Origin of the sequence: Pseudomonas sp. TWP3-1 (assembly GCF_049896625.1) — a bacterium.
GTDB lineage: Bacteria > Pseudomonadota > Gammaproteobacteria > Pseudomonadales > Pseudomonadaceae > Aquipseudomonas.
This window is the reverse complement of sequence record NZ_JAFCUQ010000034.1, coordinates 1-25,344: the sequence shown is the minus strand read 5'-3', so window position 1 is coordinate 25,344 and position 25,344 is coordinate 1. Positions and strand designations below refer to the sequence as shown.

Genomic DNA, 25,344 nt, shown 5'->3' with positions numbered 1-25,344 from the left:
TCTTCACGACTTGCAGCTTGAAGCTGTCGTCGAATGCCCTGCGTTTTTTGGTCATGAATAACTCCTCGATAGATGCATTTTCCACCTATCGGGGTGTCCGGGGAAATTAGACCACTGCACAAGAGCCCCTCACCCTAGCCCTCTCCCGGAGGGAGAGGGGACTGACCGAGGTGTATGGCCTTAAGACATTGACCTGAAAGTTTTGAGTCGAGCTCAGGATCTGAAAAGCATGAAGAACGGCCCCCTTTCCCCCTCGCCCCCCTTGGGGGGAGAGGGTTGGGGTGAGGGGGGAAAAGATTTCAGCCACCCCAAAAATCTCCAGCCGAGCTCAATCAACCAAAAACATCTCCCGACTCAACCCATGCCGCTGCATCTTTTCATTAAACGTCCGACGCGGCAGTTGCAGTTCTTCAAGCACCGCTTTCACATCACCCTTGTGCCGAGTCAATGCCGCACGCAAACACTGCGCCTCAAACGCTTCCTGCTGCGCCGCCAGCGACTGCCCCGGATCAATCCCCGGGGCCGGCTCGTCCAGCCCCAGCACCTGGCGTTCAGCAACGTTGGCCAACTCGCGCACATTGCCCGGCCAATCATGGCTGAGCAGATGACTCAACTGCGCCCCGGTCAACGGTGGGAAACTGCGTCCTAGGCGTTCGGCTGCATTGCGCGCAAAGGTTTCGAACAACAACGGAATGTCCTCGCGGCGATCACGCAGCGGCGGCAATCGCAGTTCGGCGACGTTCAGGCGATACGCCAGATCCTCACGAAAGCGCCCGGCCCGCGCCTCGTCCAGCAGATCCGGTTTGGTCGCGGCGACGATGCGCAAGTCCACGCGAATGCTCTGGTTCGACCCCAGCCGCTCCAGCTTCTGCTCCTGCAACACGCGCAGCAGTTTCACCTGTTGGGCCAGCGGCATGCTTTCGATTTCATCGAGAAACAGCGTGCCGCCGTCGGCGTATTCCAACTTGCCGATGCGCTTGCCGGATGCTCCGGTGAAGGCGCCGCTTTCATGCCCGAACAACTCGGCTTCAAACAGTTGCTCGGGGATCGCCGCGCAATTCAGCGCCACGAAAGGCTTGTCTGCGCGCGGACCGAAATCGTGCAGACAACGGGCCACCAGTTCCTTGCCACTGCCGGTTTCGCCACGGATCAGCACGTTGACGGGCAGCGACGCCAGATCCAGCACTTGCCGGCGCAAGGTCTGCAAACCGCGCGACACACCGAGCAGCGTTGCATCCAGTTTGGCGCGGTTGTCAGCCTGTTCGTGCAACGCGCGGTTCTCCAACACCAGCCGACGCTTGTCCAGCGCGCGACGCAGGCTGCCGAGCAGGGTCTCGGGGCTGAAGGGTTTTTCCAGAAAATCGTAAGCACCGTCGCGCATCGCTTCGACCGCCATTGGCACATCGCCGTGGCCGGTCAGCAGAATCACTGGCAAGTCAGCATCGCGGCGTTGCACTTCGGCCAGCAACGCCAAGCCACTCAGCCCCGGCATACGCACGTCGCTGACGATCACCCCGGCAAAGTGCGCCGGCAGCGCGGCCAGACATTCTTCGGCACGACTGAACAGTTGCACCTCGAACCCGGACAGGCTCAGCCACTGTTCAACGGCATTGCGGATACTGCTTTCGTCATCGACCACCATCACCGAATTGAGCATCACAGGTGCGCCTCCAGATCGATCGGCAAAGTCAGGCTGAACACCGCGCCACTGGCACCGTTTTCCGCGCTCAGGCGGCCGCCGGATTCATGCACGATGGCGAACGATACCGCCAGTCCCAGGCCCAGACCATCGCCCACCGGTTTGGTGGTGAAGAACGGGTCGAACACTTGGCTCAAATGTTCTTCGGTTATTCCGCCGCCGTTGTCGCTGACGCTCAGGCGCCACAATTGTTCATCGGCTTCGAGACGAATTTCCAGACGCTTGCACGGTTTGCCCTGCATCGCATCGAGGGCGTTGCGCAGCAGATTGATCAGGACTTGTTCAAGGCGAATCGCGTCCCCGCGCACCCACGCCGGTCGCGCCAGATGCAACACCAGACTGACCTGTTCGTCACGCAGGCGCGCATCGAGCAACTGCAACGCCTGATCGACCACCGTCGCCAGGTCCAGCCGTTCGCGCAAGCCGCTGGGGCTTTTGCGGGCAAAGGTTTTCAGGTGGCCGGTGAGGGCGGCCATGCGCGTGAGCATGTCGTCCACCGGTTTCAACGCCTTGTACGCATCGTCGACGCGGCCGTGATCGAGCAGCAGACGCAGGGTCGCGAGTTGCATGCGCTGGGCTGTCAGTGGCTGATTGATTTCGTGAGCCAGCGCCGCCGACATTTGCCCGAGCGCCGCAAGTTTGGCTGACTGCACCAGCCCGTCCTGCGCAGTGCGCAAGTCGCGGGTGCGTTCTTGCACCAGTTGTTCGAGTTCTTCGCGGCTGCGCTGACGCAGTCTGGCCAGGCGCCAGCGCTGATTGAGGAACAGCAGCAGAAACACCAGCGCCAGCCACACTCCGGCAGCCGCCAACCCGGCGTTGCGCAGGTCTTCGAACGCCACTTGCGGATGTCGCAGCAGATGCAACGTCCAGCCTTCGGCGCTCAGCGGCAGCGATTCCCACAGATAATCCGCGGTGCCTTGCGGGCCTTCGACCCGGCGCAGGTCGCTGTTCTCATCGAAGTTACGCACTGGCAAGTAAGTGAGCGGCACCAGCGTTTGTTTGTCGTACTGACGGGTGGTTTTGATTTCCGCGTGATCGCTGGCGCTCAGTGGTCGCAGCAGGCGATAACGCCAGCCGGGCTGATTGGCGATAAAGATGATCCCGCGCGCATCGCTGACCAGCAGGGTGTCACTGCCCTGACTCCACTCGCGTTCAAGCTCGGGGAATTCGAGCTTGACCACCATCGCGCCGAGGAACTGGTTGTTGTCACCGAGCACCGCGCTGGAAAGGAAATAACCGGGAATCCCGCTGGTCACGCCGACCGCGTAAAAACGCCCGGTGCCTTGAATTCGGGTCTGGCTGAAGTACGGGCGAAAACCGTAATTGTGGCCGACGTAGCTGCTGGGCAGGCGCCAGTTGCTGGCGGCCACCGCGAGGCCGGTGTGATCGAGCAGTTCAAGGGTCGAGGACTGTGCAGCGCCGTTGATTTTTTCCAGCTTCAGATTCAGCGCGGTTTGCTGTTCTGCGCTCACCGGACCTGCCAGTGCCGACCGCAACTGCGGGTCCAGCGCGAGCACGGCGGGCAGGGCGCGGTAGCGGTCGATCAGGGTGTGCAGCGACGTCGCGTACAACGCCAATTGTTGATTGGCCCGCGCTGCGTCTTCTTCCAGCGACTGGCGTTCGGCGTGACGGATCGCCAGCGTCGCGGCGAGGGCGGCGCCGGCGATGATCAGCAGGGTGTACAACGACAGACGCAAGGTACGGGAAGTCGCGAGCATTTGAAGTATCAGAGCAGGACGGGGCGAGCACGATAGCATGCACACTCACAGTTCTTGCTACGTGGCGCCTAGCGCACACGTCTGATCAAGGATTGGGTATGCCTCAACTGGGTGATGGTTGTGTCGGTAGCGCGTCTCACCGTTTCACGTGTGTCGCCTGCAGGTGCGCTGAAGATCTGGTTCGTAATCTTGCTGAGTGGCCTGTAAGTGTGGATTGAGTCGCGTCCAGCGGCGTCGAAATTCCGGTCCAGCTCACTGACCGAATCATTAAGAACGCCGATCATTGCCTCGATGTGCGCGTCAGCGTCATTGAGTTTCTTTTCGGTCAGATCGTCGCCCGCACCCGCGATTTCATGGAGTATTTCGACGGTGCCGGTCACGGTGCTCAACACTGCGCCGATTTCGCTGGAAAACGGGGTGTTAGCTGCTTTCATGCCTATGCCAGCTCCCACACTCACCACCTCCTTGCCTCCTTTGAGCCAACCTTTCTTGTTCATTTCAATGACACCCACGACGATTCCCCTGAATTTCTGGTAGGCATACGCGCCATATTCCATGGACTTGTATTCCCCCCGAGCCACGATACGGCCGGGATCAAGTTTGCCGCTTTTGAACTTGACCGATGCACCGACGCTCGTGCGTTCCAAGGCGAAATCGGTCCCCAGACTCACGCCTTTTTTAACCGCCATTCCGAGAAAAACACCAAACGCGACGCCGACCGGACCTGCTGCGGTCCCCAGTGCTGCTGCACCTAAACCGACGCCAATACCGATTCCGTAGGCAGTGATTTGCGCAGCCAGGTGGCCCCCGGTTCTCAAGGCCGCAGATTTGGCGTGCGCCGAGGCGGATAGATGATTGCCGATCTGCGTCTCCGCTTCTTGAGCGCGGCGCGTGGTCAGTTCAAGGATTTTCGTATGTCGCTCAATTGCCCTGGATAACGTCACGTCCGCCTGACGTCCACGTTTGAAGGTGCCGCTCTGGGTTTGGGGCTGGCCTGCGCCGGTATTTCGGTCGGTGAATTCGCCCAATCCTCGCCCGTCAGCGTCGATGTAAATGATGGGATTATTGCCAACAAACGCATACAGATTAGTCCCGTCTATATCCCCTGCCGGATCGGCACTGGTCCAGCGCCCCAGCCATGGCGCGTAGTATCGAGCGCCGTAGTGATACAACCCGCTGACATCCATTTCCTTGCCCGAGTAACGCAGGGTTTTATAGTCGACCTCGACGGCGGAGCGCGCGGTCAGGGACGCGGTGCCGCCAAACGGCAGGTAGACTTCCTCGCTGATCAATTGTGCCTGTGCATCCAGCTCTTTCACCGCCGATCCCAGATGATCGCTCAGCGTATAACGCACTTGATCGGCCGCGATACCCGACGGCTTACCGCGCACCCAATGCAGGCAGACCACGTTGCCCATTGTGCTGGCGAGGTTGATGCGATGGAGTTCTTCGCCGTTGTCCCGGGTGCAGATTTCCAGACCCTGCATATACCGCACTTCACTAAAGTGGATGACACTCGGCGTGTGGGTCTCGTGACGTTTATAGACCCGTTCGCCTTGGCTGTAGCGGTAAAACTCCTCGTCGTTCGCGCTGCTTCCGTTGCGATCGACCAAGGTGACGTTTGCCAGTTGACCGCGACTGTCCCAGTGCAATGGCATGCCTGGCTCCAAGGCCAGCATGTCGCCAGCGCGGTTGAACAGCAGGCTGAAGTCCGGCACCGGGTCGCCGGGTTTCCAGCGCACGCCGCGATTGCTGGCAGGGTCGATGTACATCTGCCGAGTATGGTTGGCGCCATCGCGCGCATGAATGGTCTTGATCAGGTTGTTGCCAGCGTCGTACTCGTAGGTTTCGGTGTAATTTTTGCGGTTATTCGGGTCAGTCGGCGAGGGGCGTCCGGGAGTGTCCGAGTGCGGGGTGTCTGTATGGCCGGTGGCACTGTGCAGGCGGTACAGCGAGTCATAGGTGAACACCCGCTCGCCATCGATGCGCTGATTGGCGAAAAAACGCGCAGTGAAGAGGTGGTCAGTGATGGCGGTAATGTTGCCTACCCGGTCGTAGCGGTATTCGAGATCCTGGTGCATCGTCGCCGGATCCGATTGCGCTATCTGGCGATGCAGGCGTCCGTTGGCCGGTTCGTACAGCCAGCGGCTGAGCACGCCATTGCCGGTCCGTTGCTCGGTGATCTGTCCGCTGGCGTTGTAGTGCGCATGCTCTAGCACCGTTTGCCATCCGGGGGCGCCGGCGAGTTGTAATTTGAGTTGTTGAAGTTGTCCGGCAACGTCGTAGGTCGACTGTTGTGTATGGCCGCCGGCATCGAGCTGTTCGAGCATCGCACCGGTGGGGCTGAATGTTCGCTGGCTGACAAAGGCTTTACCGTCGTGGAAGGTGCGTGTGTCGCGCAGTCCGGGACCAGTCAGCGCATAGCTGTGAAAATCGACGCTGCCCGACGGGTCTGTCATTGCGATGATTTGCCCGCGCAGGTTACGCCCAGGGTCGGCCGTTACATCGGCATAGGTCAGGGTTTCAACTGCCGGCAATGCGTTCTCGTCGATACGCACCGGGCGCAACTGATCATCGTAAGTGCTGCGCCAGTGGTTGCCCTGTGCATCCCACCGCTGCCGTTCCTCTCCCGCCACTCCGGGCAGCACCAGACTCGATCCGGCATCGACGCTGTCGGCTTTGAGCGGCGCGCCGCGCAAATCGAAAAGGCTCGCGATGTTGGGCACGGACAGACGCGGATCGCGCTGCTCGATCAAGCGCCCGGCCGCATCGTGGCGCAGGCGGCTGACCAGCCCTTGTACGGGATCGCCAGCGACAGTACGCAAATAGGCGACTTGTCTGACTGGCAGGCCCCGGCCGTCAGTGGCCGTGAGCGAGGGCGTGCGGTCATGGGCTGAGCTAGACACGTTTTGTTCCGGTGAGGTATTGGTAAATCCTGGAATGCTTTTGCGGGGGCTTACGTTGCTGCTGCAAATACCGGGCATCAGTAGTACTCGCATCCTTGTAAGCTGCGATAGAAGCCTTGGCCCGACCGATATTGGCGAGTGTTTCGCGGGTTTGTTGTTGCAGGCCTGACCGGCTGATCGAGGCACTTCCATCCGGGTCCAGAACATCGCTGCCCAGTGCATCGAATGCACTGTTGGCCAAGGCGGAATAATTTTCGACGGCCGCTTGCCAGTCGGTGAGCATTGTCTCGATCTTGCCAATCTTCACTGGGTCGAGCCCGGTCTTGATGTCTTCGGCTTCCACTGCTCGAGCGAACATGGCTAAAGCGCCTGGGATTATTGAAATCCACGACGCCATCACGCGGTTCATAAGAAAATCAGGCATCTGACGGGCCATATCGTCCGAGAAATCCCGCATCGTTCGTCTTTGCTTCCCGGGATCAGTCACACCCAAGCCGCGATTTATCTCACTGACCGACATCGCCGAGGTTTGCGGAATCTGCGGGCCGAGAATGGCCCCGGTTCTGGAGGCGATTTCGTTTGTGAACGGGACGATCATTGCGCCTGCGATGTCCCCGCCGATGTTGCCCCCAATCAGGCCGCCACTTGTCGCGTAGGGAATAAAAGACTGCACGCTCGGAATCACCATGTCCACCAGTCCTCCCCCGAAAACACCGGCTTCGTAGCCAGCAATTCCTTTACCCGTCTCGACAACGAGGTTCGCCGCCAGGTTGCGTTTGATGTTTTTCCGATGACTGATGTTGTGCAGCTGTTGGAGCAAGTGCTCGGAGTGTCCGGCGACAACGGAACTGAAGTCCGAATACTGTCTGATTGCGCTTTCTTCTCGTGAGTGGCCGCCGGAATCCACATAGCGCAGCGGATTGTTACCGACAAACGCATAGCGATTCAGCCCGTCCACATCCCCCGCCGGGTCGCTGCTGGCCCAGCGCTGCAGCCACGGCGCGTAATAGCGCGCGCCGTAGTAGCACAGCCCGGAGACATCCATTTCCTTGCCTGAATAGCGCTCGAACTTGTAATCCACCTCAATCAGCGAGCGCGCCGCCATCGACGCGGTATCACCGAACGGGTAGTAGTTTTCCTGGCTGATCATCCGTGCGAGCTGATCCAGCTCCAGCACGCATGAACCCACATGATCCGTCTGGCTGAAGCGCAACTGATCGGCGTCGATGCCAGCGGGTTTCCCTGCCACCCAGTGCAGGCACTTCACATTGCTGACGCCGGTGTTGACGGTGATCAGGTGCAGTTCTTCGCCGTTGTCCTTGGTGCGAATTTCGAGGTTTCCCAGATAACGCGCTTGATGAAAATGCCTGAGTGACGACGTGTGGGTCTCGTGGCGTTTGTAGACCCGTACGCCTTGGCTGTAGCGATACTGTTCGGTGTCGTGCGGCCCGGTGTCGTGTTCGGCGAGCGTCACCGATGCCAGCTGGTTTTGCGCGTTCCACTGCAATGGCTGACCGGGTTGCAGGACCAGCAGGTTGCCGGCTGGGTCAAACAATGTGTCGAAGTCCGGAGCCGGGTCGCCGGGCTTCCAGCGCACGCCGCGGTTGCTGTCGGGGTCGATGAGCATTTCGCGGGTATGCGAGGCACCGTCGCGCACGTGGGTGAACTTGATCAGGTTGTTGCCGTCATCGTAGGTGTAGGTCCGGACGTAGTTGCGCCGGTCATTGGGGTCGGTCGGCTGCGGTCGCCCCGGGTTGTCTTCCTGCTTTCTGTTTTCGTCACTGCCGCTGGCGTGGCTCAGCCGGTAAAGCGAGTCATAGACAAACGTGCGCTGACCGGCGACTCGCTGGTTGCGGAAAAACTTCGGCGTGAAGGTGTGATCGACAATGCTCTGGATGTTACCCACGAAATCGTAGGTGTACTCCAGATCCTGAAGCGGCGGATCCGCTGCTTTTTGCGCAATTTGCCGGTGCAGACGGCCGTCGGCGGCGTGGTAATGCCAACGGCTGGTCACGCCGTTGCCGGCCAGTTGCTCGGTGATTTTTCCGTCGGCGCTGTACTGCGCGTCATTCAATATCGGTTGCGCCGCCTGACCGCTGAGTTGCAGTTGCACCTGCACCAGTTGCCCGGCGATGTCATGGATCAATTGTTGCCGGTGCCCGCCGGCATCGGTGCTTTCCAGCAGCGCACCGAGGGGGCTGAATAGCTGATGACTGGTGAAGGATTCGCCGTCGTGGAAAGTGCGGGTTTCGCTGCGCGCCTGACCGGACATGGCGAACCCCGTGATCTGGACTTTGCCCGATGAATCCATCACTTCAATCAGTTGCCCACGCCGGTTGTGACCGGCGTCTGCCGTGGCGCTGGCATAGATGAAATTTTCGATGCCCGGCACGCGGTTCTCTTCGACGGCCACCACGCGCAGATGATTATCGTAGCTCATGCGCCGATGAGTAGCGTGCGCGTCCCACGTTTGCAGCCGTTCGGCGGCCAGCCCCGGCAGGCTTGTGCTCTCGCCGGAATCGACGCTGCGAGTTTTCAATGGCTGGCCATTCAGCGTATGCACGGTGGTGGTGTTGGATCGCGGCAGGCGCGGATCCCGCTGTGCCACAAGCTGGCCGGATGTGTCATGCAGCAGACGGGTGATGAGCGGCCGTACCGCGCCACCAGCGACACTGCGCAGGTATTCGATGTGTCTGACGGGCAGGCCGCGCCCATCTCTGGCATTTACCGAGGGTGTATTCACGTGCACCGAAGTATTCATGGCATGGCCTTCTTCGGTTGTTTCGCAGAGGTGCCAGTCCTGGCAGGTCTGGCCGGTGCCGGGGCAATCGTGTCATCGGTGTCGTTGAAGTCGTAGCTGCAGGTGAACCAGGGATGCAGGATGTCGTAGGCCAGATGCCCCAAGGCGTTGATCGTCTTGATCGGTCGGCCCAATGCGTCGTAGAACAGCTGGTCGTGATAGCCATGCTCGCGCATCGCGCTGTCGCTGATGTAGCGCCAGGTATTCAGGTAATACGCTCGGTAAACCCTGATCGTCTCGCCCTTGTGGTTGTACTCGACGCGCCCGCTGACGCGCCAGCGTGGGTCGGCCGCGGCTTCGATCAGTGTGCCATCCGGGCCAACCTCGAGATTGCCATCGGCCGTGGATACATACGCATCGCCCGCCGGTACCAATTGTTTGCTTTGCAGCTCGCGGCCGAAACCGTCGATATACCTGACAACGATCTGGATCAACTTCTGCGGATCATAGGGGTAGCGGTCGGCCACCAGCACGGCGCTGTGCACCGGCTGGCGTGCTGCGGTGTGGATCAGTTTAAGCAGGGTCTGTTCGCTGGCGGTGCGTTTTTTCAGTTTGCTCAGGTCGCGCAGGGCCGCAGCACGGACGTGGCCGCTGGGCAGTATCCAGCCCTTGGCGATCCATTGTTTGCGTTTGAGTCGCAGTGCCGCAGGAGGCAAAGACGCCATCCAGCTGAACAGTTCTGTGCGCACTGCACTGGCGGCGGACGCCACCACCCGTTCTGGATTGGCGATGGCGTAGGCCACGCTCAGATCGGTTTGTGGCGGGTAAAGGGTCAGCGGATCGAAACCGGCAGGCACTCCTTGTTCTGTGCCGTAAAAGCTGAGAACTGTGGGCTGACCGCCCGCATCGTAACGCGCCTCCTGAATATTCTCGTTGCGATCCCTGATCCTCACCGGCAAGAGGGTGTGCGGGTCGTACGTGATGTTGGTCACGCAGCCATCCGGCTGGGTGATGGCAATGGTGTGCAGGTGGTTGGCGTCGCGGGTTATTTCGGTCACGCCATGGCTGGCAGTGGGTTGCGCAGTGAGGGGCTGAAAGAAGCCCGCGGCATCGGCAAAAGTGAAAAACCCGCTCTGGGCCGACCACAGGTTTTCCAGAGGGTCTTGCACTGGATCCTCCGGGAAAAACAGGTTCATCGCCTGGTATCCCATTGCTCTCAATTCTGCACGAATGACAATTGGCGGGTTGACGCTGTCGTAAGCCGCAAGCGCTTTTTCATCGAACACCGCCTGCTCTGTCGGGCCTGGCAGCGGCGGATACAGTTGTGTGCCGTCGGGGGCTTTCAGATACGTTTGCCGAGACAGTGCGGTCAGTTCGCGCAGCGCGGTCCATTCGGGACTGGCGTGATGAGCGGCAAATTGTTCGCAACTGATCTGGGCCGGGGTCAGTCCACCGGGCAGCAAACCCTCGGGCATGATCCACGCATTGCCGCGCTGCCGCGAAGGCAGTCCGAGATGCCAGCGGGTCGGGTCAGTCAGGTGAATGAAATCAGCGAACGTCTCTGTCAGGTAAAAGACTTCTTGCTGCGGGTCGAAGCTGTCTGCCCAGGCTTGCTTTTGATCTTCCTCTTCGAATGGGTCCGTGGCGCTGCGACGGCGCGGACAGTCGACGGTGATGCTGTGTTCAGGCATCCCGAACTGATCCCACTCCAGATTGACCACCTGCCGGCAACGCGGGTCATCCATGAAGCGTTCGTATTGGTGACTGCGGGTTTCCTGTTCCAGCACCAGCAGGCTGGATGGAGTGTCGATGACTTGCCGAACCCGGTAGCGATGCTCGGTCAACGCGAACAGGCGAGCCGGCGACGGGTCATCGGCCTGGGTCACTTCGCTGCGCAACGCCCGACCTGCGAGGGCGTAGGCGATTTCGGCCTCATTGGCGGCGCGCCGCTTGTAAATGCGCTCTGCGCCGCGTTTGGCATCGAACGCGGTAATGACGGTTGGGCCGAGGGGGGAGATCTCATTGTCGAGGTCGCAAGTGTCCTTCAAGTCCTGATCAACGAATTGACCGATATGGAACCAGTTTTTTACCCGCATCGGGGCGGTATGGCCGCTCGCGGCCTTGCCCGGTTCCAGTTCACTGTCGGTCTGATAGACCCGCGCAAACCCGCGGAACTCTCGCTCGAGCCCGTCGTAATAGCCCTGAAAATACTCGAACGACTGCATCAGGTAATTGCCGGTGATTTCATCCTCCTGACGCAACCATTCGAGCACCATCTGTGAGAACGGCAGGTGGCACACGGGATGTCTGCGTGCGACCAGTTCCTGGCGTTTTTCATCCAGCCAGTACTGCGCGCTACTGCGGTATCGCAGAGTGGCGTTGTAGCCCATGTTGTTATTGCTGCCGATAAGCATGTAAGGACGGTTGCTGACGAAGTGATACACCCAGTGCTGCGGCTTCATGTGCGGCACGGTCAGCAGCAGGCTGGCGCAGCCCAGCCCTTGCAGATCGGCGAAGGTCACCTGGCAGAGGTTGTCGTAGCGAGTGCCGGCAGGCCATAGAACCCGGATCGGCGTCGGCGCCAGGCCATTGCCGCCATGGTTGAGCCAGATCTCGAAATAGTCCGAGGACAGATAAATAAACGCCGGGGCGCCGGAGCCATCGATATCGGCGATCCGCACCCGGTCGGCATCGAATTCACCATACCCGAAAGGCAAGTCGCTCAGTTTGAAACCCGTTTCAAACCGGCCATGGCCGAGGCTGGGCCAGCATCTGATTTCATCGTGACGGATGCGGCACAACTCCATACCGCTGGCGCCCAGTCCGCTGAACATCACCAGTTCACTGCGGGCGTCGCTGAACAGCGGCAGTCTGTCCGGGCCATGGGGTTGCTCCTTGCCGGCAGCAAAGCCCTGCTCGCGCAGGTTGGCGTACACCCGCACGCTGTTCGGGCCGACCTTCGCAACCGATTGCAGGCCGTCGCCGATCAAGTCCCCGAGTTGCGCCAAATGATGAAAGAACTCGACCGGAAATTGCGCAAACGGCTTGAACAGCGACCAACTGCCATCCGGGTTGAGGGTGTAATAACCGCTTAGCCCCGGTTGCGCGACAATCCAGTCCAGGCGGCCGTCGCCGGTCAGATCGGTAAGGACCTGCACCACCGCTTTGCTGCTGTCCGCATTCGGGATCAGCGGCAGCAAGGTCCACGGGCCATAAATGACTTCATCAGTGCCGGGTGTGCCGCGCAAGGGTTCGCGGTAGTACCACGCGCCGTCGTACTGACAGAGGAATCCGGGCAGGCCTTCGCCATTCAGGTCAACGCAGTGGTAAGGCTGGCCGTCGTTGAGACCGGGCATGTTATCGAGTTGCAAGAACGGCTGCGGCTGGGTGTCGAGCACCGCGTCTTGATAGAACAACTCGATTGGTGGTGTGTGCTTGACCAGACCCGTTGCGTCGTAACTCATGGAGTGCGCCGCTTTCAACTGGCTGTATTGCTGCGGTGTTTCTTCGTGCTCCAGCAACAGACGGTTGACCAGCACCTTGGCGGTCCCGATGTTGTTGAACAGCAGGAACTGTCTGCAAAGGCGTCGGGTAGCAAGTTCGAAGCCATAGCGGTACATGCGAAAGGGGTCGGAGCGCACCGTCCAGGCGTTTTCATTGGGTGCTACAAACGGTGGAACATCATCGAGTCCGGCGACGCGTTCGCCGTAATCGGCGACCAGCCGGAACAGCCAGTCGAGTAATTGCGGTTGCGCATGATCAAAGCAGTACAGGTCAGTACTGGCGGTTTTGTTGCAGTAGCACACCTGCTGCAGATAACGCTGGGCCTGGTAATCAAAATGGCGGTCAGCGACCTGGTCATCGCGCTTGTACTGATAGAAGACGTTTTCGCCCACCGGGTTTCTGATTTCCGTCAGCAACCACTCGGCGATGTGGGTCGGCTCCTTCGGGTCGTAGATGCACGCATCATCGTTGTAGCCGTAGCAATAGCGCGTACCGTCGGCGCCGTAGACGATCCAGAACGGTTTGCCGACGTCGGGGGTCCAGAGTTCGTAACGGTCGAACGACGTTTCCTGACGCGGAATGTATTTCACGATTGAAAATTTTCTGGCTTGCCGGCCTTTGCCGCGGGTTCGCCGGGTCGACTTGATCTTGCCGCGCGTGGTCACTTCGGGATGTAGATCGGTGCCACCGGCCTGCATGACGTCGTCCGCCAAGTATTGCGGCACACCTTTGCTGGTCTTGCGGATGATGGCGCCGGGATTGATCTGCCAGCCGAGGCCGCATTTGCCGTTGCCCGAACTGCCGTCATAGACCAGATCCAGTGCCGGATTGAGCGATCGCGCATCGAGGAACGGCACCGGTATGGCGTATGACCGCCCGCCCGTCACGCCTATTTCTCCCCAACTGCGTCCACCCGCAGTCGTCGACGCAGATTTGGCGATGGACGGTGGGGTGATCAGCGCAACTGCATCAAGGGACATGGCAACGCAACCAGTGAATGCCGAGGCTGCACGCTAACAGACTGCTTGTAGCGTGACACCTGTCAGATCTGACAGGTGTCACGCGCTTCAATTTGTGGCAGGCAATAAAAAAACCGGGCGATCATTGCTGATCACCCGGTTTTTTTGCCAGCAGATAAAAGCCTTACTGCACTTCTACCGCCAGGCTTTCGCTGATCTTCTTCTGCCAGATTGCGGGGCCGGTGATGTGTACCGATTCACCCTTGCTGTCCACCGCGACGGTGACCGGCATGTCCTTGACCTCGAACTCGTAGATCGCTTCCATGCCCAGCTCGGCGAATGCCAATACCTTGGACTTCTTGATCGCCTGAGCAACCAGGTAGGCGGCGCCGCCGACAGCCATCAGGTACACGGCTTTGTTGTCCTTGATCGCTTCGATCGCGGTCGGGCCGCGCTCGGATTTGCCGATCATGCCCAACAGGCCGGTCTGCTCGAGGATCTGCCGGGTGAACTTGTCCATCCGCGTGGCGGTGGTCGGGCCAGCCGGGCCAACCACTTCGTCACCGACCGGGTCAACCGGGCCGACGTAGTAGATGAAGCGACCTTTCAGGTCCACCGGCAGGGTTTCACCCTTGTTCAGCATCTCGACCATGCGCTTGTGCGCGGCGTCGCGACCGGTGAGCATCTTGCCGTTGAGCAACACCGTTTCGCCCGGTTTCCAGCTCTGCACGTCTTCCGGGGTCAGGGTGTCGAGGTTGACGCGACGGGCCGACGGGCCGGCTTCCCAGACGATTTCCGGGTAGGCGTCCAGCGGTGGTGCTTCGAGCGAGGCCGGGCCGGAACCGTCGAGCACGAAGTGCGCATGGCGGGTGGCGGCGCAGTTCGGGATCATGCACACCGGCAGCGAGGCTGCGTGAGTCGGGTAATCCATGATCTTCACGTCGAGCACGGTGGTCAGGCCACCGAGGCCCTGGGCGCCGATCCCCAACTGGTTGACCTTCTCGAACAGCTCCAGACGCATTTCTTCGATGCGGTTGGACGGGCCACGCTTTTTCAGCTCGTGAATGTCGATGGATTCCATCAACACTTCTTTCGCCATCACCGCGGCTTTCTCGGCGGTGCCACCGATGCCGATGCCGAGCATGCCCGGTGGGCACCAGCCGGCGCCCATGGTCGGAACGGTCTTGAGTACCCAGTCGACGATCGAGTCGGATGGGTTGAGCATGGCCATTTTCGACTTGTTCTCGGAACCGCCGCCCTTGGCCGCCACGTCCACTTCCACGGTGTTACCCGGGACGATGGAGTAGTGGATCACGGCCGGGGTGTTGTCCTTGGTGTTCTTGCGAGCGCCCGCCGGGTCGGCGAGGATCGAGGCACGCAGGACGTTTTCCGGCAGGTTGTACGCCTGGCGCACGCCCTGGTTGATCATGTCGTCCAGGCTCATGGTCGCGCCATCCCAGCGCACGTCCATGCCCACGCGGACAAATACGGTGACGATGCCGGTGTCCTGGCAGATCGGCCGGTGACCAGTGGCGCACATGCGCGAGTTGATCAGGATCTGCGCCATCGAGTCACGGGCCGCTGGCGATTCTTCGCGCAGGTAGGCTTCGTGCATCGCCTGGATAAAATCCACCGGGTGGTAATAGGAAATGAACTGCAGGGCGTCGGCAACGCTCTGAATCAGGTCGTCTTGCTTGATCACGGTCATGAGTCGCGCTCCTCTGTAAGACGGGAACATTCAATAAGGTGCCTGCGGTTTGGGTGCATCGGTCGACCGCAGACACCTTTCAAGGCACGCCGGGGTAGCTGGCGCGACGCTAAAAAGGCGCGGCAGTATAGCGCGCCTCGGGGGCAGGGGCATCTGCCGGGAGTCATTCGTTGGTCGCATGGATTGGCCGGGTTTTGGTGGGCGGGGGGTTAAGTCAAAAGCTTAACCCCCTCACCCCAGCCCTCCCGAACGTCGGACCGCCCCCAAGGGGGCGAGGGGGGAAAGGGAGCAGATTTTCATGCTTTTCAAAACTTAAGTTCGGCTCGATATTTCCGGTCGGAGGGACTTGAACAAACACCTCGGTCAGTCCCCTCTCCCTCCGGGAGAGGGCTAGGGTGAGGGGCTTTTGGCGTTTTTCAGGCCACACTTTTGACGCCAATTATCCGGCCCGAAAATCAATGGTCATTTATCGACCGCGCCACTAAAGTGGCAGCCGGTCTGTAGAGTAGGACACTCAGTCAGCCTCCTATCGCACGGTGAGTCAACGATTGACCCATAACGCCATTCAACGCCTTTTGCTCAAACGCTTTGCCCTTGCAGCCGGCACTTATGGACTGGCATTGCTGCTACTGTGGCTGGCGTTTTTCACCGGGCATTACAATCAGCCGCTGAGCACAGTGGCCATCGGCAGCGCCCTGGTCGTGATCAGCCAGGCGATTCTGTTTGCCGTATTTTTATCCGGCTGCAACCTGCGCTTCTCCGACCCGAGCCTGACCGAAGCCCAAGTGCTGCTCGGCATCGGCTGGCAGACCTGGCTGATCTCCCATGTGCACGAGGCCCGCGGCGAATTTCTGGTGTTCTACGTGTTGATCCTGCTGTTCGGCCTGTTCCATCTGTCGCGGCGTGCCTTCACGCGGTGTGCGCTGTTGGTGTTCTGCAGTTTCTGCGCGATCACTCTGTGGGACGGTTACCACTTCCGCTTGCCCGACCCGGCGCTCGCCGCATTGCAGGTGAGCATTTTGTTCATGGTGCTGGCGTGGCTGGTGCTCTACGCACGCTTCGTGCAGACCTCACGTCAACGCATGCGTCAGCGGCGGTTTGCCTTGCAAGCGCATCAGGACACACTGCGCGGGATGATGCGCCAGCTCGAAGACCTGGTGGCCACAGACGAATTGACCGGGCTGTTCAATCGCCGGCATTTCCTGCGTCTGGCCACGCGCGAACTGGATGCGATGGAGGCCGACATGGTGCACGGTCTGGCGCTGATCGACCTCGACCACTTCAAACGCATCAACGATGTGCATGGCCATGCGGCGGGCGATCAGGTGTTGCAGGCATTCGCCGGGGTGGCCGGTGCCTGTCTGCGCGAGGGCGATGTGTTGGCGCGCTACGGCGGGGAAGAGTTCGTGGTGTTGCTGCCTGACTGCGACGCCGAGCGTCTGACCGCGTGTTGCGAACGTCTGCGCATCGCGTTCACCGATGTCGAACTGGTCGGCCTCAAGGTAAAAAACCTCAGCCTGTCAGCGGGCATGACGTTGCTTGAATTGGGCGATGATCTGGATGACGCCTTGCAGCGTGCCGATCAGGCGCTCTATCGCGCCAAACGCGACGGGCGCAATCGCTGCGCGGCGGCGTGGGAGAACGTCGATGCCTGAACTGCGCGTCGGTGAACAGCAATGGTCAGTGGCGGCTGGCAGCAATCTGCTCGATACGCTGAGCCAGAACGGCGTGGCCGTGCCCTATAGCTGCCGCGCCGGCAGTTGCCATGCGTGTCTGGTGCAATGTGTGCAAGGTCTGCCGGCCGACAGTCGCCCGGATGCCTTGAGCGCCGAACAGCGTCAGCAGGGTTGGCGGCTGGCCTGTCAGTGTCAGGTGATTGAAGATCTGCAGGTGCACACCTTTGATCCGCTCAGCGACGGTCGCCCTGCAGTGGTCGAGGCGCTCGACTGGCTCGGCGACGGCGTGCTGCGTCTGCGCCTGACCCCGCAGCGTCCATTGCGCTACAGCGCCGGCCAGCATCTGGTGTTGTGGGCGGGTAACGTGGCGCGGCCGTATTCGTTGGCCAGCCTGCCGGAAGAAGACCGCTTCCTCGAATTCCACCTCGATTGCCGCCAGCCCGGCGAATTCAGTGATGCCGCACGGCGCCTGCAGATCGGCGATCCAATCCGCCTCGGCGAACTTCGCGGTGGCGCACTGCATTACGACCCGGACTGGCACGAGCGGCCACTGTTGCTGCTCGCCGCCGGCACCGGGCTCGGCCCATTGTTCGGCGTGTTGCGCGAAGCGTTGCGTCAGGATCACCAAGGCGCCATTCGCGTCATTCACCTGGCGCATGACGCCGACCAGCATTATCTGGCCAGACCGCTTGAGGCACTGGCGGCCCAGCGCGAAAACCTCAGCGTCGAGCTGTGGACAGCGGCCGAGTTGCCCTCGGTTTTGAACGAACTGCGACTGCCTTCACGCCAAGCTGTTGCATTGCTGTGCGGGGGCGCGGCTAGCGTTGATGCGTTCGCCAAACGATTGTTTCTGGCGGGTTTGCCCCGCAACCAACTATTGGCAGACGTTTTCCTGTCGCGGGGTTGAATTTTTCTCTCGGTCATGTGACGAAAGCGGACGGACGGTGGCTCTGACTGTCAGATCTGACAGTAGAACCATGAGCGACTTTTGATGTTGGATGAAGAACCTGTCGACCCGCGTCGATATCATCGCAACGTCTAAAAGGATTTCGCCATGTCAGCCCAGAATCAGGCCTCCCCCATGCTTGACCCCGCCTGGGGTTTTCAAGGCATCGTTAACCCTGCCTTTCCAGCAGGTACGACACCGTTCGTGCAGAGCGTCGCCACTGGGCCGGGCGACAAAATCACCTATGGCGGGATTTTTTTTGACTCGTCTCATGATTTCAATTTTTTCGTCGGACAACTCAATGCTGACGGATCGGCTAACAAAAACTTCAACAACGGAGCAGTGGTCATCGACAGCTTTGGTCAAGCTGAATCTCTACATTGTCTTGGCGTTGCAGCCAGCGATGATGCGGTCAATCCGAAGATTTACTGGGCAGGGCAGAGCAGCGCACCGGGTCCCAATATGCGGGTCGCCCGCTTCAATAGTGACGGCAGTCTCGACCAGTCATTTGGCAATGCGGGCTATGTAAACCTCACACTTGATGTCAGCTTGAATGGAGTCTCTGTACGCGAGCCTTCGTTGCTTGGTAACTCGGCTAGCGCCTCCGGCTCAGTGTATTTGCTGCCCGACGGCAAATTAGTGTTATCCATCTATTACCTTACCGGCATTGGGGGGCCTGGGTGGGGATACATCGTGCGATTGCACAGTGACGGTTCGTTAGACAAAAGTCTGAACGGCACGGGTTATTTTCAAGTTCGCCATTCCGGCTCCCATGTGACGCAACAGACTTGCACGTTAATATCGAACGGCGGTGATTACCTAAGTGCTGGTGCCATGTTTGACCCAAGTGCTGACCCGAATCACGTACCCATGTTTGCCCGTCATCATCCCGATGGAACTCCCAATAAGGTATTCGGGGACAACGGCTTTTCAGTCATCGCGGATCCCGCGCTTGCCAAAACGCGATTGGCGGCCATGGGGCAACTGAGTACTGGGGACTTCGTGGGAATCGGATCTGTCATACCCAGTTTTGAATCCGGGCTGCTGGTTGGGGTCGATCAAAGGGGTGATTGTTTGTGGAGTACCATGAGTCGCCTTGGCGGAGAGAGTACGGCTTGGGCTAGCGGTGTAGTGGATGCCAACGACAGGATTTTGGTCGGCGGGGGGCAGCGACGCTCAGGTGGCGGCAAATTTGATGTCGTGGTCGCGCGCTTTCTCAAGGACGGGCAGATTGACGCTGCCTACAATCTCGCTGGCTATGTGATTATCCCGTCCGCTGAGGAGACGGTCGTCTATGCGATGGCGATCCAGTCTGATCAGAAGGTACTCGTTGTAGTTGAAACCAGCGGACAACCGACCCTGTTGCGACTGTTGGCACCCGTTTAACGGCCTGCCCATTAGTCGATGAAGGCTGGACGGCGGCCGAGTTGCCGGGTGCTTTGGCGCAACTGCGCCTTGTTTCCCGGCAAACCCTGGCCTTAGTCTGCGGCTCGACCGCGAGCGAGACACGCCATGACCGACGCCATCCTGCTGCACCGCGAACGCGGTTTGCTGACCCTGCGCCTCAACCGCCCGGACAAGAAAAATGCCCTGACCCGCGCCATGTACAGCCAACTGGCCGACGCGCTGAAACAGGCTGACATCGACCCCGAAATCAACGCCGTGCTGATCACTGGCAGCGCCGAGTGCTTTACCGCCGGCAACGACATCAGCGACTTCATCCAGCAACCGCCGAGTGACCTCGACAGTCCGGTGTTTCACTTCATGCTGCATTTGCTGGAATGCCGTAAACCAGTGATCGCGGCGGTAGCGGGAGCGGCAGTAGGGATTGGCACGACGATGTTGCTGCATTGCGATCTGGTCTACGTCGCCCGCGATGCCCGCTTGCGCATGCCGTTCGTGAATCTGGGGTTGTGCCCGGAATTCGGTTCCAGCCTGATCCTGCCGCGGTTGCTTGGGCAGGCCAAAGCGTCGGAGTTGTTGCTGCTCGGCGAAAGCTTTACCGGCGAGCAAGCGGCGCAGTGGGGGATCGCAACCGAGGCGTTGGGCAGTGGCGAAGCGGCGTTGGCGCGCGCGCGGGAGATGGCGCTGCGCTTCGATGAATTGCCGGCGGAGGCGGTGCGCATCAGCAAGCAATTGATGCGCGCGCCGGATCGCGAACTGATCCGCAAAGTGATCGAGGAGGAGGGCGCGCTGTTCACTCAGCGGCTACGGTCGCCGGAGGCTTTGGCGGCGTTGACTTCGTTCATTAGACGGCATTGAAAAGCCTGCCCTCACCCCAGCCCTCCCGAAACGTCGGACCGCCCGGAGGGAGAGGGGGCCGACCGAGTTGGTTTGACGTTCTACATCGACCTGAAATACCGAGCTGAATGCAGGTCTCGAAGACTACACAGATCGGCTCCCTTTCCCCCTCGCCCCCTTGGGGGCGGTCCGACGTTCGGGAGGGCTGGGGTGAGGGGGTAAGATCTCAAGCCTCACACACACTCCAGCCACAACACCAAAAACCAAAAAAGCCCCGGCACTCACATGCCGGGGCTTTTCATTTACAGCAGCCGATCACTCAGACCTGCGGATCACCCACATGCAGGATCTTCATCCCGTTGGTGCCGCCAGTGGTGTGGTAGCTGTCACCCTTGGTCAGAATCACCCAGTCACCTTTCTCGACAACGCCACGCTTGACCAGCTCGTCGATCGCCTTCTGGCTCACTTCGTGCGGCGGCAGCGAGGCCGGGTCGAACGGTACGGTGTACACGCCACGGAACATCGCTGCGCGGGCCTGGGTTTCGCGGTGCGGGGAGAACGCGTAGATCGGCACCGAAGAACGGATGCGCGACATGATCAACGGCGTGTAGCCACTCTCGGTCAGCGCGATGATCGCCTTCACGCCCGGGAAGTGGTTGGCGGTGTACATGGCCGCCAGCGCGATACTCTGATCACAGCTTTCGAAGACCTTGCCGATACGGTGGCTGGAGGTCTTGCCGGTCGGGTGCTTTTCAGCGCCGACGCAGATACGCGCCATTGCCTGCACAGCTTCCAGCGGATACAGCCCGGCAGCCGATTCGGCGGACAACATCACGGCGTCGGTGTAGTCGAGCACGGCGTTCGCCACGTCGGACACTTCGGCGCGGGTCGGCATCGGGTTCTGGATCATCGACTCCATCATCTGGGTCGCCACGATCACAGCCTTGTTGTGGCGGCGTGCGTGCAGAATGATTTTCTTCTGAATGCCTACCAGCTCGGCGTCGCCGATTTCCACACCGAGGTCACCACGGGCAACCATCACCGCGTCGGAGGCCTGGATCAGACCGTCGAGGGTTTCGTCATCGGCCACGGCTTCGGCACGTTCGATCTTCGCCACCAGCCAAGCAGTACCGCCGGCCTCGTCGCGCAGTTGACGGGCGTAGTTCATGTCGGCAGCGTCACGCGGGAAGGACACCGCGAGGTAGTCGACTTCCATTTCAGCGGCGAGCTTGATGTCGGCCTTGTCTTTTTCAGTCAGGGCCGGCGCGGTCAGGCCGCCACCGCGACGGTTGATGCCTTTGTGATCCGACAGCGGGCCGCCGATGGTCACGGTGCAATGCAGCGCATCGTCAGTTTGGGTATCAACGCGCATCACTACGCGGCCGTCGTCGAGCAGCAGCTCGTCGCCCACGCCGCAGTCCTTGACCAGATCCGGGTAGTCGATGCCGACCACTTGCTGGTTGCCTTCGGTCAACGGATGGCTGGTGGAGAAGGTGAACTTGTCACCGATCTTCAGCTCGATCTTCTTGTTGGCGAATTTGGCGATACGGATTTTCGGGCCTTGCAGGTCACCCAGCAGGGCGACGAAGCGGCCGTGCTTGGCAGCGAGGTCACGCACCAGCTTCGCGCGAGCCTTGTGCTCGTCGGGGGTGCCGTGGGAGAAGTTCAGACGGGCGACGTCCAGACCAGCCAGAATCAGCTGTTCGAGAACTTCCGGCGAGTTACTGGCCGGGCCAAGGGTAGCGACGATTTTGGTACGACGGACGGACATGCAAAGACTCCTCAGGTTCAAGCGCTCGCAGAGGCTACTATGCTCGGCGGGTGTAGTCATTGTTCGTTTGCACTACTTATTCGTTTGTTTTTCGAAATGAACATTTCCGAGGATTTTCGCGGGAGGCGGTAGGCCGTTGGTCGGGACTGTCATTTCTGTCAGGTGGCACCGACTAGTAGAACTGTTTGACTCCTGCGCAGTGTCGTCAACAGGTGACGCACCAAGGAGATCAGCATGACTACAGCTCTTCCAGCTCCAGTAATCAAAATTCCGACGGCCAATTCAAAGGTCAAGAATCCCGTGAACTTCAAAGGGAATGGAGCGCCGGGCGCGACGGTTAGCCTGAAAGTCGATGGTGTGAGCCATACAATCGTTGTTCCTGCGAACGGCAGTTGGCACATATCAATCCAATTGGGCGAAGGGTCGAAGATTGCCGCTGCGTACCAAGTGCTGGATGGTGAAACTTCGTTACCGACACCCGAACTCAAGTTCGAAGTCGAGTAATTCAGCAATCTGTTCCATCGCACATACGCCGACCCAGGTCGGCGTTTTCCATTCTCGAACGGTGGGCTACAGTATTTTCAACATGGGTTTTCTGAAGATTTCCGTCAGCAGGTCGATACAGAGCACAAGACAGGAGAACCCCCATGCGATTGTTGCCCATTGCCGCCCTTGCCCTCGCCGTTATCAGCGTCACGGGCTGCACCCGTTGGTCGATGAACCATCATTTGAATAACGCCTACAGCGCCTATGACCGCGGCAATTGCGAGCAGGTGATGCTCGAACTGTCCAAGGTCGAGCGCTCCAGCCGTGCGCGCCCATATGTGTGGCCGGAAGTGTCGATGATGCGTGGCCAGTGCCTCGAGCGGCAGAAACTGTTCGTCGATGCGGCGCAGACCTATCAGTTCATCATCGCCTCGTACCCCAACAGCGAATACGCCTACCGCGCCCGCGCGCGTCTGGAAACCTTGCAGAGCCTGGGCCATTACCCGACGCGCAGCGCAGCCGCCGTGGTACGTCCGACACGTTTCTGATTGCACTTGTCATACAAAAGCTGGCCGCTTGTACAGGCTCAGCTATAGTCCAGTGACACCGATTCAGAGTTGTGCTTCTGAGTCGGCGCAACACCTGCAACTGGCATGAGAAGTAAGTGACGGCGGATTGGCGACTGTCACACCGGAAGCGGGAAGAGCGCGGCTGACGCACGGCCACGTTCCGAAGCAAAGGTGCGGCTCTGTGACAGGGCCTTGCATGGCGAACTGTGCATGTTTACCGACCGTCGCATCGAACGGCACTTGCTGCCGTATTTTCTGCGAGTGTTCAACAGCGTCACCGACAAACCCATCGGCTTTCTGGGCAACGTGTCTGAAGACGGGTTGATGCTCATCAGTGAGTTGCCGATGATGATCGGTGCCGATTTCAATCTGCGTTTGAAAATCCCGCTGGGCGACGGCTACCAACAAGTAGTCGACCTCAGCGCGTGCTGCCTGTGGTGCCACGAAGACGCGACCCCCCAACATTACGACGCCGGTTTCAGCCTGCAACGGGCACCGCCGGAGTATGGGCAGTTGGTGGAGGCGTTGCGCCAGTATTTCAGTTTTCAGCCACTGCCTGCGTCTGCCTGATTCAAAACCGCCAGCGATGGCTTTAGAACCGACGCCACCCATTTAAATCGCTCGCGACCAAGCGAAGGGGTGGCGCCTTGAGCAGGTTAGTCGAACGGGAGGAATCACGAAAAAACGGCGCTCCCGGAGGCGCCCTGCACACAGCCACCATCGAGTGCGGGGATAGGGATTACCCGACTTGATGACGCTTATGCACCTTCGCGATACCTCCCGAGCGACTAAACCCGGCCGCTGATTGGCAGCGACGGGACTCAAGTTACGGGGCAACGCCAAGGCGCACAAGCCGGCGGATTCTGAGTGATGTGTAGGCAACGGCGCAAGGCAATGTAGCCCGTTGTTAGCACTTGCAGGACGCAGTCGGAGGGGGCTGTGGGAAGAGTTACCGTTGGTCGGGACTGTCAGAACTGTCAGGTGCGGCGGCGAAAGAGATTGGCATTCAATGACTCTACGAGCTTCCGCCGAAAACGCAGTTCCTGAACACTGAAGGGGTCGATCATGGATACAAACGATGGATCAGAATTAGAACCGAGTGATGAATCATCGGAAGCAAAAGTTACTGCTGAAAACGTTGCATCTACTGGCGATGCGGCAGCGGTTGCGTTTATTCTTTCTGGTAGTTATCTGGGCCTCGTGGCCGATATTGAACTTGGTTACGAGTGGGCAGCAGATTCCAGTCAGTTTTGGCTTACGGCTTATAGGACTAAGGTATCATCTAATAAAAAAAACCAAGGCTCTTTGACTATCGAGATATTGTCTGGAGGGGCTCGCCGCTGGAGTGCCTCCTGGGATCGCATGATCGGACAGACAGGTGGTTGGAATGCTCTACCCCGTAAGGCCGGGTGGGGGAATGTCGATAACGGTCAAGTTACCGTTAAAATGGAATATACGTTTGACATCGGTCAACTCAGACCGTCGCGGACCGCCAGTCAAGACTTCTTTAAGCCTTATCCTCCTAACCTCAACCTGATCAAGAATTTTGCCGCCTCACCTGTACGCGTGACAGGTACTCGCGGTATGCCCGAGTGCAATCTGCTCGTTCATAGAAATTTCGACACTGTGAAGACCTCTGGCAGCATTGCCGCAGACGGCACATGGTTTGCTGATCTTCAACTTCCTGTTGGTAAAAATCAACTGAGTATTAATGCTAATCAGTCCGGTGGTTCAGCTGAGTCCGGCCCTTCCAACCGAGTTTACCTGTACCGGGCAGCAATCACCTCACCGACGGAAAACGAGGTAGTGCCCGAGAAAGGGTTAACGTTCAGGGGCATCGCCGCACCAGGTACTGTGATGACAGCCGTCAGGAACGGTGTTGGAACACCTTGGTCCAACACTGTCAACACCGGTCAGGGAACGACTTGGGCAGCGGCAATGTTGCCCAATCTTGGTTTGGGCAGCGGTCAGATATCGGTAATAGTAGAGATCGACGGAAATTCCCAACACTACACTTATCCGGTTACGTTCTGGCTCTTGGGTTCTCCACGCATCACCAACACTGTCTTCGACGTAACTGTGGGCTTCACCCTCACTGGCAATAACCGTTTATCCGGCGCCGAGGTGACTGCCTACATAGGTTCTTCGGGGACATTGGTTGGAACGGCACTGCCGGCTACAACCGATGCTTTTTCGATCCAGACGGATACCAAACCGGGACTGATCGTTATCACGACGCAAGCAAATCATTCAGGCAAAAGCTCTGGTCGTAGTGACGGTGTGACATTCAGAGTCGCCCCCCGCAAGCCCACCTTAGACTACAAGGTCGAAAATGGTATTGGCACGCTCCATGGCACTGGCTATGGCACTGCCAAGGTACTCGTGACGGGCACGTCTGCTTTCTCTCTTGAGCAAGTTGTC

At 59.5% G+C, this 25,344-nt stretch carries 15 protein-coding genes and 1 pseudogene; 9 read left to right on the top strand and 7 right to left on the bottom strand.

Translation table 11 applies throughout. The features are described from left to right. Positions 1 to 328 precede the first annotated feature (328 nt). From ACP7BN_RS27365 to ACP7BN_RS27340, 6 genes are all read right to left on the bottom strand, one after another. On the bottom strand, positions 329 to 1,657 hold the full coding sequence (locus tag ACP7BN_RS27365; protein ID WP_426206922.1) for a sigma-54-dependent transcriptional regulator: 1,329 nt from the start codon (positions 1,655 to 1,657) through the stop codon (positions 329 to 331). Then, positions 1,657 to 3,417 carry an ATP-binding protein gene (locus ACP7BN_RS27360; protein WP_426206921.1) on the bottom strand — a complete coding sequence of 587 codons (1,761 nt, stop codon included), beginning with the start codon at positions 3,415 to 3,417 and terminating at the stop codon, positions 1,657 to 1,659. The genes ACP7BN_RS27365 and ACP7BN_RS27360 overlap by 1 nt, the downstream gene beginning before the upstream one ends. A 68-nt stretch (positions 3,418 to 3,485) precedes the next feature. Then, positions 3,486 to 6,323: an RHS repeat-associated core domain-containing protein gene (locus tag ACP7BN_RS27355; protein WP_426206920.1), complete on the bottom strand. Its 2,838-nt coding sequence runs from the start codon at positions 6,321 to 6,323 to the stop codon at positions 3,486 to 3,488. Then, entirely contained in the window at positions 6,316 to 9,084 is a 2,769-nt protein-coding gene (locus tag ACP7BN_RS27350) for an RHS repeat domain-containing protein (RefSeq protein ID WP_426206918.1), read from the bottom strand. Before ACP7BN_RS27350 ends, ACP7BN_RS27355 begins: the two co-directional genes overlap by 8 nt. After that, the gene (locus ACP7BN_RS27345; RefSeq protein WP_426206917.1) at positions 9,081 to 13,547 is read right to left on the bottom strand and encodes a SpvB/TcaC N-terminal domain-containing protein; all 4,467 of its coding nucleotides are present in this window, start codon (positions 13,545 to 13,547) and stop codon (positions 9,081 to 9,083) included. The genes ACP7BN_RS27350 and ACP7BN_RS27345 overlap by 4 nt, the downstream gene beginning before the upstream one ends. 163 nt (positions 13,548 to 13,710) lie before the next feature. After that, positions 13,711 to 15,234: a fumarate hydratase gene (locus ACP7BN_RS27340; protein ID WP_426206915.1), complete on the bottom strand. Its 1,524-nt coding sequence runs from the start codon at positions 15,232 to 15,234 to the stop codon at positions 13,711 to 13,713. Positions 15,235 to 15,782: 548 nt separating this feature from the next. Between ACP7BN_RS27340 and ACP7BN_RS27335 the strand changes: the two genes are divergently transcribed. From ACP7BN_RS27335 to ACP7BN_RS27315, 5 genes and pseudogenes are all read left to right on the top strand, one after another. Then, a complete protein-coding gene (locus tag ACP7BN_RS27335) occupies positions 15,783 to 16,889 on the top strand; it encodes a GGDEF domain-containing protein (RefSeq protein ID WP_420646267.1) in 1,107 nt (368 codons plus the stop codon). Next, positions 16,882 to 17,817, top strand: a complete 936-nt coding sequence (locus ACP7BN_RS27330; RefSeq protein WP_426206914.1) for an iron-sulfur-binding ferredoxin reductase — start codon at positions 16,882 to 16,884, stop codon at positions 17,815 to 17,817. The genes ACP7BN_RS27335 and ACP7BN_RS27330 overlap by 8 nt, the downstream gene beginning before the upstream one ends. A gap of 147 nt (positions 17,818 to 17,964) precedes the next feature. Further along, entirely contained in the window at positions 17,965 to 19,242 is a 1,278-nt protein-coding gene (locus ACP7BN_RS27325) for a hypothetical protein (protein ID WP_426206913.1), read from the top strand. 20 nt (positions 19,243 to 19,262) lie between these two features. Continuing rightward, positions 19,263 to 19,496, top strand: a pseudogene (locus tag ACP7BN_RS27320) (hypothetical protein); the annotation flags it as partial. Beyond that, positions 19,405 to 20,118, top strand: coding sequence for an enoyl-CoA hydratase-related protein (locus ACP7BN_RS27315; protein WP_426206923.1), 714 nt, complete (start codon positions 19,405 to 19,407; stop codon positions 20,116 to 20,118). The pseudogene ACP7BN_RS27320 and the gene ACP7BN_RS27315, both read left to right, overlap by 92 nt. Positions 20,119 to 20,416: 298 nt before the next feature. On the opposite strand, the gene pyk is transcribed toward ACP7BN_RS27315, so the two are convergent. After that, on the bottom strand, positions 20,417 to 21,868 hold the full coding sequence (gene pyk, locus ACP7BN_RS27310) for a pyruvate kinase (RefSeq protein WP_420646270.1): 1,452 nt from the start codon (positions 21,866 to 21,868) through the stop codon (positions 20,417 to 20,419). 234 nt (positions 21,869 to 22,102) lie between these two features. Here pyk and ACP7BN_RS27305 point away from each other — a divergent pair, with 234 nt between their 5' ends. The 4 genes from ACP7BN_RS27305 to ACP7BN_RS27290 all read left to right on the top strand — a co-directional run. Then, a complete protein-coding gene (locus ACP7BN_RS27305) occupies positions 22,103 to 22,372 on the top strand; it encodes a hypothetical protein (protein ID WP_426206910.1) in 270 nt (89 codons plus the stop codon). Positions 22,373 to 22,515: 143 nt separating this feature from the next. Further along, positions 22,516 to 22,902, top strand: a complete 387-nt coding sequence (locus tag ACP7BN_RS27300) for a tetratricopeptide repeat protein (RefSeq protein WP_420646271.1) — start codon at positions 22,516 to 22,518, stop codon at positions 22,900 to 22,902. A 231-nt stretch (positions 22,903 to 23,133) separates the two neighbouring features. After that, positions 23,134 to 23,493, top strand: a complete 360-nt coding sequence (locus ACP7BN_RS27295) for a PilZ domain-containing protein (protein WP_426206909.1) — start codon at positions 23,134 to 23,136, stop codon at positions 23,491 to 23,493. Positions 23,494 to 23,988: 495 nt separating this feature from the next. Next, a partial coding sequence (locus tag ACP7BN_RS27290; RefSeq protein ID WP_426206908.1) for a hypothetical protein occupies positions 23,989 to 25,344 on the top strand: 1,356 nt, incomplete at its 3' end.